The 17,855-nt window shown below is 63.0% G+C and carries 19 protein-coding genes; 17 read left to right on the forward strand and 2 right to left on the reverse strand.

Annotated features, from left to right (window positions below; all coding sequences use genetic code 11):
- The first annotated feature begins 11 nt into the window (after window positions 1-11).
- A complete protein-coding gene (locus tag GUY40_RS28205; RefSeq protein ID WP_256675667.1) occupies window positions 12-311 on the forward strand; it encodes a hypothetical protein in 300 nt (99 codons plus the stop codon).
- A 106-nt stretch (window positions 312-417) separates the two neighbouring features.
- Here GUY40_RS28205 and GUY40_RS07790 read toward each other — a convergent pair whose 3' ends face one another.
- Window positions 418-729, reverse strand: a complete 312-nt coding sequence (locus GUY40_RS07790; protein WP_166568373.1) for a hypothetical protein — start codon at window positions 727-729, stop codon at window positions 418-420.
- Between the two features lie 624 nt (window positions 730-1,353).
- On the opposite strand from GUY40_RS07790, the gene GUY40_RS07795 reads away from it, so the two are divergent.
- The 9 genes from GUY40_RS07795 (at window position 1,354) to GUY40_RS07835 (ending at window position 9,649) form a co-directional block, all read left to right on the forward strand.
- On the forward strand, window positions 1,354-2,700 hold the full coding sequence (locus tag GUY40_RS07795; protein WP_166568374.1) for an MmgE/PrpD family protein: 1,347 nt from the start codon (window positions 1,354-1,356) through the stop codon (window positions 2,698-2,700).
- A 253-nt stretch (window positions 2,701-2,953) separates the two neighbouring features.
- A complete protein-coding gene (locus GUY40_RS07800; RefSeq protein ID WP_166568375.1) occupies window positions 2,954-3,730 on the forward strand; it encodes an SDR family NAD(P)-dependent oxidoreductase in 777 nt (258 codons plus the stop codon).
- Window positions 3,731-3,739: 9 nt separating this feature from the next.
- Window positions 3,740-4,408, forward strand: a complete 669-nt coding sequence (gene pxpB, locus GUY40_RS07805) for a 5-oxoprolinase subunit PxpB (protein WP_166568376.1) — start codon at window positions 3,740-3,742, stop codon at window positions 4,406-4,408.
- Window positions 4,405-5,382, forward strand: a complete 978-nt coding sequence (locus GUY40_RS07810) for a biotin-dependent carboxyltransferase family protein (protein WP_166568377.1) — start codon at window positions 4,405-4,407, stop codon at window positions 5,380-5,382. Before pxpB ends, GUY40_RS07810 begins: the two co-directional genes overlap by 4 nt.
- A complete protein-coding gene (locus tag GUY40_RS07815; protein WP_166568378.1) occupies window positions 5,364-6,134 on the forward strand; it encodes a LamB/YcsF family protein in 771 nt (256 codons plus the stop codon). Before GUY40_RS07810 ends, GUY40_RS07815 begins: the two co-directional genes overlap by 19 nt.
- A 40-nt stretch (window positions 6,135-6,174) precedes the next feature.
- On the forward strand, window positions 6,175-6,615 hold the full coding sequence (gene accB / locus GUY40_RS07820; protein ID WP_166568379.1) for an acetyl-CoA carboxylase biotin carboxyl carrier protein: 441 nt from the start codon (window positions 6,175-6,177) through the stop codon (window positions 6,613-6,615).
- Between the two features lie 15 nt (window positions 6,616-6,630).
- A complete protein-coding gene (gene accC, locus GUY40_RS07825; protein ID WP_166568423.1) occupies window positions 6,631-7,995 on the forward strand; it encodes an acetyl-CoA carboxylase biotin carboxylase subunit in 1,365 nt (454 codons plus the stop codon).
- Window positions 7,996-7,997: 2 nt separating this feature from the next.
- Entirely contained in the window at window positions 7,998-8,387 is a 390-nt protein-coding gene (locus GUY40_RS07830; protein WP_166568380.1) for an acetyl-CoA carboxylase biotin carboxyl carrier protein subunit, read from the forward strand.
- On the forward strand, window positions 8,384-9,649 hold the full coding sequence (locus tag GUY40_RS07835; RefSeq protein ID WP_166568381.1) for an aminotransferase class I/II-fold pyridoxal phosphate-dependent enzyme: 1,266 nt from the start codon (window positions 8,384-8,386) through the stop codon (window positions 9,647-9,649). Before GUY40_RS07830 ends, GUY40_RS07835 begins: the two co-directional genes overlap by 4 nt.
- Window positions 9,650-9,948: 299 nt before the next feature.
- Here GUY40_RS07835 and GUY40_RS07840 read toward each other — a convergent pair whose 3' ends face one another.
- Window positions 9,949-10,698 (reverse strand): helix-turn-helix domain-containing protein, encoded by a 750-nt coding sequence (locus tag GUY40_RS07840; RefSeq protein ID WP_166568382.1) that lies wholly within the window; start codon window positions 10,696-10,698, stop codon window positions 9,949-9,951.
- 334 nt (window positions 10,699-11,032) lie between these two features.
- Between GUY40_RS07840 and GUY40_RS07845 the strand changes: the two genes are divergently transcribed.
- The 7 genes from GUY40_RS07845 (at window position 11,033) to GUY40_RS07875 (ending at window position 17,852) form a co-directional block, all read left to right on the forward strand.
- Window positions 11,033-12,136 (forward strand): branched-chain amino acid ABC transporter substrate-binding protein, encoded by a 1,104-nt coding sequence (locus GUY40_RS07845; protein WP_166568383.1) that lies wholly within the window; start codon window positions 11,033-11,035, stop codon window positions 12,134-12,136.
- 154 nt (window positions 12,137-12,290) lie between these two features.
- On the forward strand, window positions 12,291-13,205 hold the full coding sequence (locus GUY40_RS07850) for a branched-chain amino acid ABC transporter permease LivH (RefSeq protein ID WP_166568384.1): 915 nt from the start codon (window positions 12,291-12,293) through the stop codon (window positions 13,203-13,205).
- Window positions 13,206-13,237: 32 nt separating this feature from the next.
- Window positions 13,238-14,530 (forward strand): high-affinity branched-chain amino acid ABC transporter permease LivM, encoded by a 1,293-nt coding sequence (livM, locus tag GUY40_RS07855; protein ID WP_371924745.1) that lies wholly within the window; start codon window positions 13,238-13,240, stop codon window positions 14,528-14,530.
- Window positions 14,523-15,344, forward strand: coding sequence for an ABC transporter ATP-binding protein (locus GUY40_RS07860; protein ID WP_166568386.1), 822 nt, complete (start codon window positions 14,523-14,525; stop codon window positions 15,342-15,344). The genes livM and GUY40_RS07860 overlap by 8 nt, the downstream gene beginning before the upstream one ends.
- Window positions 15,344-16,081 (forward strand): ABC transporter ATP-binding protein, encoded by a 738-nt coding sequence (locus GUY40_RS07865; protein WP_166568424.1) that lies wholly within the window; start codon window positions 15,344-15,346, stop codon window positions 16,079-16,081. The genes GUY40_RS07860 and GUY40_RS07865 overlap by 1 nt, the downstream gene beginning before the upstream one ends.
- 23 nt (window positions 16,082-16,104) lie before the next feature.
- Window positions 16,105-17,277, forward strand: a complete 1,173-nt coding sequence (locus GUY40_RS07870) for an FAD-binding oxidoreductase (protein WP_166568387.1) — start codon at window positions 16,105-16,107, stop codon at window positions 17,275-17,277.
- 56 nt (window positions 17,278-17,333) lie between these two features.
- Complete coding sequence (locus tag GUY40_RS07875) at window positions 17,334-17,852, forward strand: thiamine pyrophosphate-binding protein (RefSeq protein WP_166568388.1); 519 nt, start codon at window positions 17,334-17,336, stop codon at window positions 17,850-17,852.
- The last annotated feature ends 3 nt before the right edge of the window (window positions 17,853-17,855 follow it).

The raw sequence follows: 17,855 nt of genomic DNA on the forward strand, positions 1-17,855 counted from the left end.
TGGAGGTTCAAATGAGGCAGCGAGGTGAACGTTACTGGAAATGGGCCGATCCGGTCCTGCCCTGTCACACCCATGATGAAACGCTCGATGACGGGACCAATTTCAACGTGCAAGTCCGACTCTCCAGAGTGGGGGGGACCCAGCTGTTCATCGGCGTTTATGCGTCGTGTGGCATGGCCCTTGTCGAGGAAGCCTATGACTCCAGGCCCCACGAGTCGGTGACCCGGGCCCTGGCATGGGGAGTCGGCCGCGCCCGGGGGATGGCGACCGAGCAGAGGCAGGAACAGCCAGACCTCGCCAGACAGGCATAGATCGCTTTTTGTAGGAGCCAAGCTTGCTTGCGATGCAGGCGACGCGGTGTATCTGGCTCACCGTGTTGAGGCCATCGCAGGCAAGCCTTGCTCCTACAGAAGGTGGCTACATTCGTGTACCGGGATCCCCGCGCTTCATGCCGCCCAACACCGCTTCCACCACCCCCTTGGCCATTTCCATGGAATGCAGGCTGTTCAACGCCAGGCCCTTGAAGGGGCCGGGGGCTTGTTCAATCACTTTATTGAGGCTGTCGATACCGTTTTGCAGGTACAGAACGGTGTGGATCAGCGCGTCTTCTGCGTGGATGCCGGGTTGGACGGCGAGCAGCGGCAGGTGGCCGGCGTTGCAGTTGTCGATAGGGGTTTTGATGGTTTTGGCGAGGACTTTTCTGGGAGGATCTGGAACAATTTTTTTCATGGCAAGCTCAAGGTCTGGGCCGCAATCCACTCGTTACCACACGGTGGGTGACAGCTGTACGCAGGGTGGTAAACCGGCAGAGCTCAAACCGGCAGAGCCGAAGCTCTCCCGCGTACAGCCGCCATAAAGACAGCCCAAGCCATACCGGGTTACCACACCCGATCGCTGACCATTCAGCGACCGCAAAAGCCTAGGGGCATGGCTTCCCATGGACAAGTTCATGGCTGGCGACACGGCGCGTAGGGTATTTCCTGAGCCTTGAGCGAAGCTACAGAACATTGCTCCAAGGCGCGTAAGACATTTCATCAGCGCGCACGGAGCGCTTTTGATTTTGTGGGAGCAAGGCTTGCCGGATCGCCGGACCGCCGCGATGGCATCACCGCGGTCCCACTGAATTCATGCACAGCAGCTGACGGGTCATTCCGGTAACGGTTTGCGCCACTGATGCTTGCTCGCGTATTACGCAAAGCAGAAGTTGAGCGTGTTCAAGTGACAGGTGCGCGTCAGGTCAGGGCCTGCGGTATGCAAAAACCCGCATATTTCCCTGGGTGTCCATTCAAGCCAGCCATGCCCTCCATCGGCAAGATACGACCAACCTGACGCACTGCTTCCAAGGAGCCCTACATGCGTGATACCCAAGCGTTGGCCGGATTTCTGGCTGAACTCGCTTACGACCAGATTCCCGCCAGCGTGCTGGATCGCACCGAAGACCTGTTTCTTGACTGGCTGGGTTCGGCCCTGGCCAGTCAGGGTCTGCACCCGATCCCCTTGTTCGAACGCTATGCGGCAAAAATGGGACCGACCACGGGGCCTGCCACCGTCCTCGTCAACGGCGCCGGTACCTCCGCCTACTTTGCTGCGCTGGTCAACGCCGCAGCCTCGCATCTGGTCGAGCAGGACGATCTGCACAACAGCTCTGTGCTGCACCCGGCGACGGTGGTGTTCCCGGCGGTGCTGGCCGCGGCACAGGACTTGGGCAAGTCCGGTCGCGAGTTGCTGCTGGCATCGGTGGCGGGGTATGAAGCCGGTATCCGTATCGGCGAATTCCTCGGCCGTTCGCATTATCGAATCTTCCATACCACCGCCACCGTCGGCACGTTGGCCGCTGCTGTTGCGGTGGGCAAGCTGCTCAACTTCAATCAGGCGCAGTTCATCAACCTGCTCGGCAGTGCCGGCACCCAGGCTGCCGGCCTGTGGGAGTTTTTGCGCGATGCCGCCGACTCCAAGCAATTGCACACCGCCAAGGCCGCCGCCGATGGCTTATTGGCCGCTTACCTGACGCAGGACGGCTTGACCGGTGCGCACAATATTCTGGAAGGCGAGCAGGGCATGGCGGCCGGCATGTCCAGCGATGCCGATGCCCGCAAGCTGTCGGATCGCCTGGGTGAGCGCTGGGCGCTGGCCGAAACCTCGTTCAAGTTTCACGCCTCGTGTCGGCATACCCATCCGGCCGCCGATGCGTTGCTGGCGTTGATGCAGCGAGAACGGCTGACTCACGAACACATCACCCGGGTGGTCACCCGTGTGCATCAGGCCGCCATCGATGTACTGGGGCGGGTGACTGTGCCGCAAACCGTGCACCAGGCCAAATTCTCCATGGGCGCGGTGCTGGGACTGATTGCGGTGCATGGCAAGGCCGGCTTGACCGAGTTCGACGCCTTGGCATTGACTGACCCGGATGTGCAGGCCTTCCGCGAGCGGGTCAGCATGGAGCTCGATCCGCAGGTGGATTCAGCCTATCCCCGCCGTTGGCTGGGGCGGGTGGTGGTCAGCACGGTCGATGGGCGCACCCTCACCGCCGCCATCGATGAGCCCAAGGGCGACCCCGGCAACACCCTGTCTCGGCCTGAGCTCGAAGACAAATTCCATCGGCTGGTGGCGTTCTCCGGTGCCCGCACCTTCGAGCAGGCCCAGTCGTTGATCAATGCCGTCTGGTCGCTGCGCGATGCCCACGATCTGCGGCTGATGTAGGAGCGGACCTGGCCGCGATGGGCTGCGTAGCGGCCCCGGCGATTTTGAAACCGCCGGCATTCGCAAGCTGATTTGCAGATGTCACAGGCCCAAGGGGCTGCTTCGCAGCCCATCGCGGCCAGGTCCGCTCCTACAAGTATGTGTTAACGCTTGGGGTGTGCAGAAAACCGCAAAATACTGCTGGCGCGAATGCAAGCCAGCCAACCTGCCCAGCGGCAAGATAAACCCACAACCAACTCAAGTGGGAGAACGCATGAAACACACAGATAAAGTCGCCCTGGTGACCGGTGCAGCCCAAGGCCTGGGCCTGGCCTGCGCCGAACGCTTTCTGGCCGATGGCGCCAAGGTGGTCCTGGTCGATGTGCAGGCCGAAAAAGTCAGGGCACAGGCCGAACGCCTGGGCGAACGCGCCACCTGGTACGCGGCCGATTTCAGTGAAATCGATTCGGACATGGCTCGGGCCATCGTTGCCAAGGCGGTCGATCACTTCGGCTCGCTCGATATCGTCGTCAACAACGCCGGGATCATCCACACCGCTGATTTTGTCGATTTTCCCGAAGAGGCTTTTGACCGCGTCCAGCGGGTCAACCTCAAATCGCCGTTCCTGATCGGCCAGGCCGCCGCCCGGGTGATGATCGAAAAAGGCGTCAAGGGTTCGATCATCAACATGTCCTCGATCAACGCGGAACTGGCCATCCCCAACTCCGTGGCCTATGCCGTATCCAAGGGCGGGATCAAGCAACTGACGGCAGTCATGGCCGTCGGCCTGGTGCGCCACGGTATTCGCGTCAATGCCATCGGGCCGGGCACCATCGCCACCGACCTGGTGCTCAATTCCGTCATGTCCAGCCCGGCCCAGCGTCACACCGTGCTGTCGCGTACCCCCATGGGGCGTTGCGGTGAAGCGTCGGAAGTGGCCAGCGTGGCGTCCTTTCTGGCCAGCGACGATGCGTCGTACATCATCGGCCAGACCATTTATCCCGATGGCGGTCGCTTGATCCTCAACTACACCGTGCCCGTGGCGGAGTGAGGGTGACGCATGCGCAAGCACGACGCAGTGCCCAGCATCACGACCAGCGGCAGCCGCGGGTTGTTCTTCGATGTCGCCGCCGAGCGTTTCAGCGAGGCGCTGCAGCAGCGCATTCTCGGGCTGGCCCGGGCCGCCTCGGCGCTGCCAGGGGTGGCCGAGGTGGTGCCGGGGATGAACAACCTGATGCTGGTCTACACACCGGGCAAGGTATCGTCCAAGGCCCTGGCCGATGTGCTGCTGGATCTCTGGCAGAACCTTGAGGGCAGTGAAGTGGTGGGCCGTGACATCGAGGTGCCGGTGATCTATGGCGGCGCCGTTGGCGAAGACCTGCCACTGCTGGCCGAGCAGGCCGGGCTGAGCCGCGACGAGTTCGTGCAGCGCCACAGCCAGGCGGTCTACAGCGTCGCCTGCCTGGGCGCGATGGCGGGTTTTCCGTACCTGTCGGGACTCGACCCACGGCTGGCATCACCTCGCCGGTCAGTACCGCGCCTGCGGCTTGAGCAAGGCGCCGTCATCATTGGTGGCGTCCAGGCCGGGATCATGCCGTGCAGCGCGCCTTCGGGCTGGCATGTGATCGGTCGCACAGAGCTTGCGCTGTTCGATCCCTTTGCCTCGACACCCGCCTTGCTGCACCCGGGCGACCGCCTTCACTTTACGGTTGCGGGGCTTGAAGCATGATCGAGATCCTCAGCTCCGGCGCCCTCAATACCGTGCAAGATGCCGGGCGACCGGGTTTTCTCCGCTTCGGCGTCAGCACCAGCGGCGCCATGGACCGCCTGGCCCTGGCCTGCGGCAATGCGCTGCTGGGCAACGACGACGCATTGGCGGGGCTGGAGATTGTCGTGTTCCCGTTTCGTCTGCGCATCCACCGTGACTGCCGCCTGGCCCTGACCGGCGCCGATTGCCAGGCGCACCTGGACAAGGCCGAGCTGCCACCGGACTGGGTGTTCGATGCCAAGGCCGGGCAGACCCTGGTGCTCAAGGCGCCGAGGCGCGGCGTGCGGGCCTACCTGTGCGTTGCCGGTGGAATCGATGTGCCGCGGGTGATGGGCTCGCAGGCCACCGACCTAAAAAGTGGTTTTGGTGGTTTCGAAGGCCGTGGCCTGTTGCGCGGCGATCGCTTGGCGTTGGGGGCATCGAGCCCGACACCACGGCCCGCGTTTGGCGCAACGCTTGGCGTTGGCCCGGGCGAGCCGGGCACGCCGATAGCCATTCGTGTCATGCCCGGCGCCGAGCACAGCGACTTCGAGCCGGCGGCGCGCTCGGCGTTCTTTTCCCAACCCTGGACGCTCAGCCCGCAGACCAACCGCATGGGCATGCGCCTTGAGGGGCCACTGTTGCATCTGCAACAGCCCCGCGAGCTGCTGTCCCACGGGATTCTCCCAGGCACCGTGCAAGTGCCGCCCGCAGGCCAGCCGATCATCCAACTGGCCGATGCCAACACCTGCGGGGGGTATCCGAAGATCGCCCATGTGATCGACGCCGACCTCTGGCGCCTCGCGCAGGCGCCGATTGGCTCGCAGCTGCGGTTTATCGAAGTCGACCATGCGGCGGCGCTTGCCGCCGACCGGCAGCTTGAAGAACAACTGGCCCGTTTGCGCACGACCAGCCTGACTTTCTACGGAGCATGCTCATGTCAACCACAGCCCTGACCGTCGACTTGAATTCCGATATGGGTGAAGGCTTCGGTGCCTATGCCATGGGTCATGATGCGGCGATTCTCGACCTCGTCAGTTCGGCCAATGTCGCCTGCGGTTTTCATGCCGGTGACCCGCAGATCATGGCGGCCACCTTTGCCATGGCCAAGGACAAGGGCGTGGCCGTCGGTGCCCACCCCGGCTTCCCGGACCTGTGGGGCTTCGGGCGCCGCAACATGGCGTTTTCGCTGGCTGAAATCGAACGGCTGGTGGCCTATCAGATCGGCGCCGCCCAGGCGTTGTCGGCGTATGCCGGCCACCCGATCACTCACGTCAAGGCCCATGGCGCACTCGGCAACCTGACCCAGACCGATGCCGGTGTCGCGCAGGCTGTCTGCCGGGCAATCAAGGCAGTGGACCCGACGCTGGTGTGCCTGGTGATTGCGCTCGGGCATCAGGCCCGAATCGCGGCAGAGATGGGCCTTTCGGCACGCTCGGAAATTTTCGCCGACCGGGCCTACACCGAAGAAGGCCATCTGGTCTCCCGCACCTTGCCCGGCGCGGTCATTCATGACCCTGAGCTTGCCGCCGCGCGGGTGGTGCGGATGGTGCGTGCGCAGGGTATCGAGACGCTCTCGGGACGCTTGCTCGACTGCCCGGTCGATTCGATCTGCGTGCACAGCGACACCCCGGCCGCCGTGCAGATCGCCGCCTGCGTGCGCCGCACCCTGGAGCAGCAGGACATTGCAATCACGGGATTCGCCTGAGCGCCTCCCAGCCCACCTCTCTGGCACAACGGATATCGAGATGAAACTTGAATTCATTGAGCGTTTGATCGACATCGCCGAACGCTCGCAACTGGCAGAACTGGAATACAGCGAAGGCGACTGCCGGGTGCGTATTGACCGTCGCCTCGCAGCGCCTATCGAACAACTGAAGCCAGCCGAACCGCGCCCGGTTTCAACCAACAGCGTCGAGTCAGCCGCAACAACGGCCCCGGCCAGCGGCCATGCCGTGACCTCCAGCCTGGTCGGCCTGTTCTACCGTGCCCCGGCCCCGGACAAGCCGCCGTTCGTGCAGGTCGGTGACCTGATCGAGGAGGGCCAGACCCTGGCCATTGTCGAAGCCATGAAAATGCTCAACCCGATCGAAGCCGATTGCGCCGGCCGGGTCATCGCCATCGTGCCGGGTGACGGCGAGATGGTCGAGTTTGGCAGCCCTTTGTTCATCATCGACGTGGCGGGCTGAACCATGACCCAACCCTTGTTCGATACGCTATTGATCGCCAACCGTGGCGAAATTGCCTTGCGCATCCTGCGGGCAGCCCGTGACCTGGGCCTGCGTACGGTCGCGGTGCATTCGCAAGCCGATGCCAATCTTCGTCATGTGGCGCTGGCCGATCAGCGGCTGTGCATCGGCCCGGCAGCCGCCGCCCAGAGCTACCTGAACGTGCCGCGCATCCTCCAGGCCGCCGAGTTGACCGGTGCCGACGCGATCCACCCCGGCTACGGTTTTCTGGCCGAAAGTGCCGATTTTGCCAGCGCTGTGGAAGACGCGGGGCTGGTGTTTGTCGGCCCCGAGTCGGCCTCGATTCGGTTGATGGGTGACAAAGTCTCGGCCAAGCAAGCCATGTTCGAAGCCGGTGTGCCCTGTGTACCCGGCTCACCCGGGGCCTTGCCCCAGGACCCCGACCAGATTCTTGGTCTGGGTGAAGCCTGCGGTTACCCGTTGATCGTCAAGGCGTCCGGCGGTGGCGGCGGGCGCGGCATGCGCATTGTCCGTGAGCCGCAATTGTTGCTCGAAGCGGTCGCCATGACCCGCGAGGAAGCCGGGCGCGCCTTCGGCAACCCCGAGGTGTACCTGGAGAAATTTCTCGAGCATCCCCGGCATATTGAAATCCAGGTGCTGGCGGACCGTTTCGGCAACGCTGTCTGGCTGGGTGAGCGGGACTGTTCGATGCAACGCCGCCACCAGAAAATCATCGAGGAATCGCCGGCACCCGGCATTGCCCGCGAGGCCATTGCCGCCATCGGCGCGCGCTGTGTCGACGCGTGCAAGGCCATTGCTTATCGCGGTGTCGGCACCTTCGAGTTTCTCTATGAGGACGGTCAGTTCTACTTTATCGAAATGAACACCCGGGTTCAGGTCGAGCACCCGGTCACCGAGCTGGTCACCGGCGTCGATATTGTTCGTGAGCAGCTGTTGGTGGCGCTGGGGCATCCGTTGACCTTGCGCCAGGACGATATCCGCTTGCGTGGCCATGCCATCGAGTGCCGAATCAACGCCGAAGACCCGGTCAGTTTCAGCCCGACCCCAGGCAAGGTCAGCCGCTGGATCGCGCCGGCCGGGCCGGGCATCCGCATCGATACGCATCTGTACGACGGCTATTCGGTGCCGCCGTATTACGACTCGCTGGTTGCCAAGTTCCTGGCCCATGGCGACACCCGTGAACAGGCCATCGTGCGCATGCGCGGCGCGCTGTCCGAGGCAACGCTTGCGGGCATCAGCAGCACTATCGCCTTGCATCAGCGGCTGATGGACGAGCCGGGCTTCGTCGCCTCAGGCTTCGACATTCACCACCTGGAGCGCTTTTTGGCCCAGGCCCCACACCCCGATCGGGAGGAATGACTATGACCCCGGACTTTATCGAACAGGTTGTGCAGATGCTGAACAAGCGCGCCTTGCGTGCGTTCGAGTTCGAACAGGCAGGTGCCTGCCTGCGGCTGATGCCCGGTGGTCAGGCGCTGACGGCGCCTGTCGCACTGGCAGTTGCGCCGCCGCCGACGTTGAACGCCACGGGGCTTGGGCATTTGCGCTTGACCCACCCGCAGCGTCGCGAGCCGTGCGTGACCGCCGGAACCAGCGTTACTGCCGGGCAGGTGTTGGCGTTCTTGCAGACCGGCACGCTGTTGCAACCGGTGCTGGCCGAGCAGGCCGGGGTCATCGCCCGGGTGCTGGCCAGCGAAGGCGAATTGATCGGCTTCGCCCAGCCGCTGTTCGAGCTTGAGGAGCGACCATGACCCCATTACGCGAGCAGACCCGCGAACGGCTGCGCCAGTTGCACGACGGGCTGCTGACCCGCTACCAGCATTTCTGCAGTCTGAAGCTTTCCATCAACATGGCCCGCGGCGTGCCGTCGGCAGAGCAGCTGGACCTCTCCAACGCGCTGCTGACACTGTCTGACTACCGGGCCGCCGACGGCACCGATTGCCGCAACTATATGGGCCAGCAGGGCTTGCCCGAAGCCCGCGCGCTGTTTGCGCCGTTGCTCGGCGTGCCGGCCGAGCAGGTGGTGGTCGATGGCAATTCCAGCCTGGCGCTGATGCACGATTGCATCGCCTATGCCCTGCGCGCGGGCACCTGTGATTCGACCACACCCTGGGGCCAGGTCGAGGGCGGGATTGCGTTTCTGTGCCCGTCACCCGGTTATGACCGGCATTTCGCGATCTGCGAGCATTTCGGTATTCGCCTGATTCCGGTGGCCATGGGGGATGACGGTCCAGACCTGGCCGAGGTTGAGCGCTGGGTCCAGGACCCGGCGGTCAAGGGCATGTGGTGCGTGCCCAAGTACAGCAACCCGACCGGTGCGGTCTACAGCCATGAAGTGGTCGAGGCGCTGGCGCGGATGCCGACTGCCGCAGCGGATTTTCGCCTGTTCTGGGATGACGCTTATGGCAGCCATCACCTGACCGACGATGAAGTTGAAATCGCCAATATTTCGACCTTGTGCGCGCAGCACGGCCATCCGAACCGGGCGCTGGTGTTCGCCTCCACCTCGAAAATGACTTTCGCCGGTGCCGGGCTTGCGCTGTTCGGCAGCTCGGCGGCGAATGTGCGTTGGTGGCTGGGGCATGAGGCCTTGCGCAGTGTCGGGCCGGACAAGCTCAACCAGCTGCGGCATGTGCGCTTCCTCAAAGACCAACAAGGCATCAAGGCCTTGATGCGAGCGCATCGACGGATACTGACGCCGCGCTTCGAGGCGGTGAACCAGGTCTTCAAGGAGGTGCTCGGGCCTTGGGCCGTGGCGCGCTGGAGCGAACCGCGCGGCGGCTACTTCATCAGCGTCGATGGCCTGCCCGGCACGGCGCGGCGAGTGGTAGAGCTGGCCAGGGCGTGCGGCGTGCAGATGACCACGGCAGGGGCCAGTTTTGTCGAAGGCCGCGACCCGGACGACAAGCACCTGCGCATCGCCCCGTCGTCGCCGCCTGGCGATCAGCTGGCGCTGGCGGCCCAGGTGATTGCCACCTGCATCCTGCTGGCGGCCTGTGAGCGCGAACTGTAATTACATGGACTCGCCCCAATGCCAGTCAGTTAAGGCATTGAACGACACAAACCCTGTGGGAGCGGATTTATCCGCGAATCCAGGCACCGCGGTTTGTCAGGCATTGCGCGTCATCGTTCATTCGCGGATAAATCCGCTCCCACATGTTCTGTGCCTTAACTGCCTGGCTCTCATAGAACAAAATTTATCTCATTGATTTTTAAAGATAAATTTTTTGCCGATTTATCGGCATGTTCTCTGCGCGACAGCGCAGCCTCAAAGAGGCGGGGCGGACTCCTACGAACAGTTGCTCCTACCCCCTACCGGGCGGGCGTTGCGGATTTGGCATTGAGCCGATACTGCTGGGGCGTGCAATGGGAGGCGGCCTTGAATTGCCGGCTGAAGGCGCTGTGGTCCGAATAGCCGCATTCGCTGGCGATGTCAGTAATGCTCATCGCGGAGGACTCCAGCAACTCGCAGGCTTTATCAATCCTGGCCTTGAGCAGGATCTGCTTGGGCGTGAGCTGGAACACTTCCTTGGTCAGACGCTCCAGGGTGTCGACCGACAGATTGACCTGGCGGGCGATATCGGAAATCAGCAGCGGCTGGCCAATGTTGTCTCGCACCAGATCAAGAAATTGCATCAGCCGTTTGTAGGCCGAATTTTTTTCGTCCGGTTTGGGCAGGATCCGCGAAATACCCACCAACCCGGTCGCCTGCGCCTGGTTGCCGAAAATGCCGTACTTGGAACTCAGGCACCATTGCTTGTGCCCGTCCGGCGAAAAGAACAGCCGCAGTGAGTCGATCAACTCCTTGCCGGTCTGCATCACATTCAAATCATGGGCCATGGTGCTGTAGCCGGTGACCGGGAACACTTCATCGGCCGTCCAGCCAATCACCGCTTCCTTGTTGCGCCGACCGCTGTACTTGACCAGTGTCTGGTTGACCATCACATAGCGGCCCTGGGTGTCCTTCACATAGAACATCACATCGGGCATGCGATCGAAAATCTTGCCGAGCAAGTCCAGGTCCTGGTCCAGCCAGTGCAGCAGCGCTGTGCCTTCGAGCATGAATCGTTACCCCCTTTAGGGTTGTCTGAATCCCGCCGCCGCGGCGGTTGTCGCCTCGCCACTGTAACAGCTGAAAACCCGCCTGGGCACTTCTGCGGCGCAATGGCTCACTATGCAAAAAACCGCAAGAACCTGCGCCCGTGGATTCAAGCCATGGGGGCGCACTGGCCGCAGAATTGATCTTGCGCGGACTGCTAAAAGCAAAAACCCGTTCCGCTGCTGACGCACAGGGCAAAGCCTGCGCGCAGCCACGCTTATCACTGCCGATCCGTATTTCATCCCAGGCCCACGCCCGGGAAAACAGACAACAACAAATTGAGTTGGAGAAGGCGATATGAACATGCGAATTTTGCCGTTGGGCCTGTGCATGGCCAGCCTGGCGGGGCTGTTTGCCCAGGGCGCGAGTGCTGATCTGCTGATCGGCGTCGCCGGCCCCATGACCGGCCCTTACGCTTCCGGCGGCCAACAGATGCGCAATGGCGCACAAATGGCGGTAGACGACATCAACGCCAAGGGCGGCGTGCTTGGCCAGCCGCTCAAGCTGATTGTCGGTGACGATGTCTGCGACCCCAAGCAGGCGGTGTCGGTGGCCAATACCTTCGTCAACAAGGGCGTCATCTTTGTGGATGGACACTATTGCTCCAGCTCCACCATGCCGGCGTCCGAAGTCTACGCCGACGAATCGATTCCGATGGCGACCATCTCCACCAACCCGCAAGTCACTGAGCGCGGCCTGAACAATATCGTTCGGGTGGTGGGGCGCGACGACCAACAGGGGGTTGTGGCCGCCGACTACCTGGCGAGCCATTTTGCCGGCAAGAAAATCGCCGTGATTGACGACAAGAGCGCCTATGGCAAGGGCCTGGCCGATGAAATCGGCAAGGGGCTCAAGGCCCGCAATGTCGTGATCGCCCTGCGTGAGTCGATCACCGCCGGCGAGAAGGATTACAACGGCCTGATCAGCAAGCTCAAGGCGGGCGGCATCGAGGTGCTGGCCTTCGGCGGTTACTACACCGAGCTTGGCATGATCCTTCGCCAGGCGTCACAAGCCGGCCTGAAGCTGAAGGTGATTGGCGGCGACACGCTGACCAACTCCGAGCTGCTGATGGCCGCAGGCCAGGCCGCCGATGGCGTGTTGTTCACCTTCGGCCCCGACCCACGGCTGAACGCCGAGGCGGCCCAGGTGGTGGCCAATTTCCGCAAGGCCAATATCGAGCCCGAAGGCTACACCCTCTATTCCTACGCCACCGTCCAGCTGTTCGCCCAGGCGGCCGAGCGGGCCAGGACCACCCGGCTCGAGGGCATTCGCAGCGCCTTGGGCGAGGGTGCCTACGACACCGTGGTTGGCCCCTTGAGCTTTGACCGCAAGGGCGACATCACCCAGCCCGGCTATGTGGTGTATCGCTGGTCGGGCACCCAGTACGGCTACGCCAACTGAAGGGCTGAACCGGGTAGGAGCAGGCTTCAGCCGCGATGGGGTGCGCAGCAGCCCTGGGGGCCGCTACGCGGCCCATCGCGGCCAGGTCCGCTCCTACAGGGGGATGCGACAGAAAGCGTCGATTCAGCAGCAACCGATACCGGGAGTAGGTTTCATGTTTCTAGCGATTCAACAACTCATCAACGGGCTCACGCTCGGTGCCGTCTACGGACTGATCGCGATTGGCTACACCATGGTCTACGGCATCATCGGCATGATCAATTTCGCCCACGGCGAGATCTTCATGATCAGCGCCTTTATCGCCATCGCAGGCTTTGCCTTGATGACGGCGCTGGGTATCAGCTCGGTACCACTGGCCATTGTCTGCGTGCTGCTGGTGACCATCGCCTTTACCTCGATGTACGGCTGGGCCGTGGAACGTACGGCCTACCGTCCGCTGCGCGGATCGTCGCGGCTGGCGCCGCTGATTTCGGCGATCGGCATGTCGATCTTCCTGCAGAACTTCGTGCAACTGAGCCAGGGCGCGCGGGTCAAGGCGATTGCCCCGGTGATTCCCGGCGGCATCGAGTTTGGCGCGGGCAGTGGTCCGGCGATCTACATCTCGTATGTGCAGATTCTGATCGTTGCCACCACCTTGCTGCTGCTCGCTGCCTTCACCTGGTTGCTTACCCGGACCTCGTTCGGCCGCCAGCAGCGCTCCTGTGAACAGGACCGCCTGATGACCGGCTTTCTGGGCGTGAACGTCGACCGGATCATTTCCCTGACCTTCATGATTGGCGCGGCATTGGCGGCCGTGTCGGGCGTAATGGTGACGATGTACTACGGGGTGGTGGATTTCAGCATCGGCTTTCTGGTCGGCATCAAGGCCTTTACCGCGGCGGTACTGGGCGGCATCGGTTCCCTGCCGGGGGCGATGCTCGGGGGCATTTTGATCGGCCTGATCGAGTCGTTCTGGGGTAGCTACTTTTCTGCCGAATACAAGGATGTGGCGACCTTCGCGATCCTCATTCTGGTGCTGCTGATCAAACCGTCCGGGCTGCTGGGCCGTCCGGAAGTGGAGAAAGTCTGATGCGTATTCTTCAATCAAACCCCGGCGCCGCGCTGCCCGGGAGGCTTCGCGATGCCTTGAAAATCGCGCTGGTCGGGCTGGTGCTGGGCATTCCGCTGATCGGCATCAACACCCAGGACTTCGGCGGCCAGCTGCAACTGCAGACCCGTTGGCCGTTGTTGGCGATGGTGGTGGCGGCGGTGTTTGTCTTGCGCCTGCTGCAAACCACGCTGCTCGGTGCGCTGCAACGCAAGCGGGCATCGAAGCCTGCCCCCTTGCCGGTGGCACGCAAGCCGCTGCCGATCACCTTGTCGCTTGGCTGGATCGCCTTTGCAGGTGCTTTGTTGCTGCCGATCCTGTTCTCCGGTGATCGCTACATCGTCGATATCGCCACCACGGTGTTGATCTACGTGATGCTCGGATGGGGGCTGAACGTGGTGGTGGGCCTTGCCGGGCTGCTGGACCTTGGCTACGTGGCGTTCTACGCGGTGGGGGCGTACAGCTATGCGCTGTTGTCCCAGTACCTGGGACTGTCGTTCTGGGCGTGCCTGCCGCTGGCGGGCGCCCTGGCGGCGAGCTTCGGCCTGTTGCTTGGCTATCCCACCTTGCGTCTGCGTGGCGACTACCTGGCCATCGTCACCCTGGGTTTTGGCGAGATCATTCGCCTGGTGCTGATCAACTGGACCGAGCTCACCGGTGGCCCCAACGGTATTTCCTCGATCGCTCGGCCCAGCTTCTTCGGCCTGCCGTTTTCGTCGAGTACCGAGCAGACAATATTCGCAAGCTTCTTTGGCCTGGACTACTCCAACCAGCACCGGATCATCTTCCTGTACTACCTCATCTTCGCCCTGGCGATCCTGACCAACGTGCTGGTGCTGCGCTTGCGCAAACTGCCGGCCGGGCGGGCCTGGGAGGCCATGCGCGAAGACGAGATTGCCTGCCGGGCGCTGGGGATCAACGTGACCCGCGTCAAGCTCTCGGCCTTTGCCCTGGGAGCGATGCTCGGGGGGCTGGCGGGGGTGTTCTTCGCCGCGCGGCAGGGCTTTATTTCGCCGGAAAGTTTCACCTTCAACGAAAGCGCGATTGTGCTGGCAATCGTGGTGCTCGGTGGCATGGGCAGCCAGTTGGGAGTGGTGCTGGCGGCGCTGGTGCTGGTGTTGCTGCCCGAGCTTGGGCGCAACTTTTCCGAGTATCGGATGCTGCTGTTTGGCGCGGCCATGGTGCTGATCATGGTCTGGCGGCCAGGCGGCATCCTCTCGGCCCGCGAACCGAGCATTCGCCTCATCGACTACCTGAAACGGCGCCTGGCACGCGCCCCCGCAACCTGGAGACTGGCGGATGAATAAGACTCTGGTAAGCGTCCAGGACCTGGACATGAGCTTTGGCGGCATCAAGGCCATCGAGGGGCTGTCGCTGGACGTCAGGCAGGCGGCGATCACTTCGGTGATCGGCCCCAACGGCGCCGGCAAGACCACCTTGTTCAACTGCCTGACCGGTTTCTACACACCCAGCGGCGGCACCTTGCGCATGGCTCACCCGGTGCATGGCGAGTTGCGCCTGGAAACCCTCGACAGCACCGAAGTGGCGAGCAAGGCCGGGGTGGTGCGCACGTTTCAGAATATCCGCCTGTTCCCGAAGATGACCGTGCTGGAAAACCTGATCGTGGCCCAGCACAACGCGCTGCAACGGGCGTCGGGGTTCTCCGTCGCAGGCCTGCTCGGCCTGGGCAACTACCGCCGCGCCGAAGAGGCCGCGGTGGAAAAGGCGTTGGTCAATATCCGCTCGCTGAAACTGGAGCCGTTTGCCGACTTGCCGGCCGGGGCCTTGCCGTACGGGGTGCAACGCAAGGTCGAGCTGGCCCGGGCCATGTGCGTCGACCCCGTGCTGCTGTGCCTGGATGAACCGGCCGCCGGCCTGAACCCGCGCGAATCCGCCGAGCTCAACGACTACCTGCAGCAATTGGTCAGCAGCACCGGCCTGAGTGTGTTGCTGATCGAGCATGACATGAGCGTGGTGATGAATATCTCCGACCATATCCACGTGCTTTGCTACGGCAAGAAGATCGCCGAGGGTACCCCGCAGCAGATCCAGAACGACCCGCAAGTGATCGCGGCGTACCTGGGCAGCCCGGACACCGATGCCCAAGGGGAGGTCGCATGATGCTGCAGATGCAAGGCGTTCACGCCCATTACGGCCATGTGCATGCCCTGCGGGGTATCGATGTGAGCGTGGCCAAGGGCGAAATCGTCACCTTGATCGGTGCCAACGGTGCCGGCAAATCAACATTGATGACCAGCATCCTCGGCACGCCCGGTGTGTCCCAGGGCTCGATCCTGTTCCTCGGCCAGCCGTTGCAGGGCCTCAAGCCCCATGACATCTCGCGTCTGGGGATCGCCATCGCGCCGGAAGGGCGGCGGATTTTCCCGCGCATGACGGTGCTGGAAAACCTGCTGATGGGCTCGATCTTCACCGACCCGGCGCTACTCGAAGCGGACCTGGCGCGGATGTACACGCTCTTCCCGATCCTTGAAATCCGCCGCCAGCAAAACGCCGGGACCTTGTCCGGCGGCGAACAGCAGATGCTGGCAATCGCCCGGGCCTTGATGAGCCATCCGCAGTTGCTGCTGCTCGATGAGCCGTCGCTGGGTCTGGCGCCGATCTACATCCAGAAGGTGTTCCAGATCATCGAGCGGCTGAACCAGGAACTGGGCATGACCATTTTGCTGGTCGAGCAGAACGCCAGCCAGGCCTTGAAAGTAGCCCACCGGGCCTACGTCCTGCAGCACGGTGCAATCGTGATGCAAGGCACGGGGCGCGAGCTGGCCCAGAGCGCCGAAGTTCGCGCCGCTTACCTTGAGGGCGGGCACGTGAAACCGACCCAGGCCGCGCGGGCATGACATTCAATCGACAAGGTGTGCACATGAATCAAACTTCGGAAACCGTCGTCATCATTGGTGGCGCCGTCATCGGCAGTTTTGTCGCGTTCTTTCTGCGCAAGGAAGGTTTCAGCGGTTCGATCAAGGTGGTCGAACGCGACAGCACCTACCAGTTTTCCTCGACCGCGTTGTCGGCGGCCTCGATCCGTACCCAGTTCGGCTGCCCGTTCAACATTGGCATGAGCCTGTTCAGCGCCCAGGTGTTCAAGGACATCAAACAGTGGTTTGGCGAAGACGCCGATATTGGTTTTGAAGAGCGCGGCTACCTGATCCTGGGCTCGCCAGAGCATGCCGATAGCCAGCGCAACAACGCGCTGATGCAGATCGGTCACGGCGCCCAGGTCGATATTCTCGACCCGGCCGGTGCCCGCCAGCGTTTCCCGTGGTTGAACGTCGAAGACGTGGGGATTGGCACCTTTGGCACCGCCAACGAAGGCTGGTTCGATGCCTGGGCGCTGTTGCAATGCGTGCGGCGCGAGGCCCGGCGACTGGGTGTCGAGTATGTCCAGGGCGAGGCCACAGGCTTCACCACGGCGGGCGACAAGGTCAGCGCTGTGAAGTTGGCCGCAGGCCAGACCCTGGCCTGCGACTGGTGTGTCAATGCGGCGGGGGCGGCCGGCGGCAAGGTCGCCGGTTGGCTGGATATTCAGCTGCCGGTGGAGCCGCGCAAGCGCACGGTGTTCCACATCAAGGCGCCGCTCGCCGGCACGGGGTTCCCGATGCTGTTCGACAACTCAGGGATGTGGATCCGCCCTGAAGGTGACGGTTTCATCTGCGGCATTGCCCCTGAACCCGCACGGGATGCGGAGGCCAGCGACGACTTCGAACCCGATCACTACCTGCTCGAAGAAACCCTCTGGCCGCTGCTCGCCCACCGCATCCCGGCCATGGAGCAGCTGCGCGTTCAGCGCGCCTGGGCCGGCCATTACGAGGTGAACCTGCTCGACCACAACGGCGTGGTCGGCGCCCACCCGACGCTGGGCAACTTCATTTTTGCCACCGGCTTTTCCGGCCATGGCGTGATGCATTCGCCGGCCACCGGGCGCGCGGTCGCCGAACTGATTACCCACGGCCGTTACCGCAGCCTGGACCTTTCGCCGCTCGGCTATGAGCGCATCGCGGCGCGCCGGCCCATCGTCGAGTCGGTGGTGTATTGAGCCGCGCGGCAACCCTTTGAACCGAACCCACGACCCAACCAACGGAAGTAACGTCAATGACACAGATCAACTGGCCCGAGCAAATCTACGCAGAGTTCAAGGAGCTTGACGTGCGCCAAGTGGTGTACGTACCCGATGCCGGCCACAGCAAGCTGATCCAGCTGTGCGAAGCCGACGAGGAGATTCATTCGGTATCGCTGACCACCGAGGAGGAGGGCGTCGCCCAGCTCGCCGGCGCCTGGATCGGCGGCCAGCGTGGCGTGCTGTTGCTGCAATCGAGTGGTGTGGGTAACTGCATCAACATGCTCTCGCTGCAACACGAGACGCGCATCCCCTTGATCATGATCGTGACCATGCGCGGCGAGTGGGGGGAGTTCAACCCGTGGCAGGTGGCGATGGGCAAGTCCACCGAGCAAGTGCTCGAAGCCTCGGGCGTGCATGTCTACCGCGCCGATTCGGCCGACCAGATCAGCCAGACGGTGGCCGCCGGAGCGCGCTTTGCCTACCAGACCGGGCGGATGGTCGCGGTTCTGATTGCCCAACGTGTCATCGGCACTAAAAATTTCAACAAGTGAGAA

Origin of the sequence: Pseudomonas sp. R5(2019) (assembly GCF_009905435.1) — a bacterium.
GTDB lineage: Bacteria > Pseudomonadota > Gammaproteobacteria > Pseudomonadales > Pseudomonadaceae > Aquipseudomonas.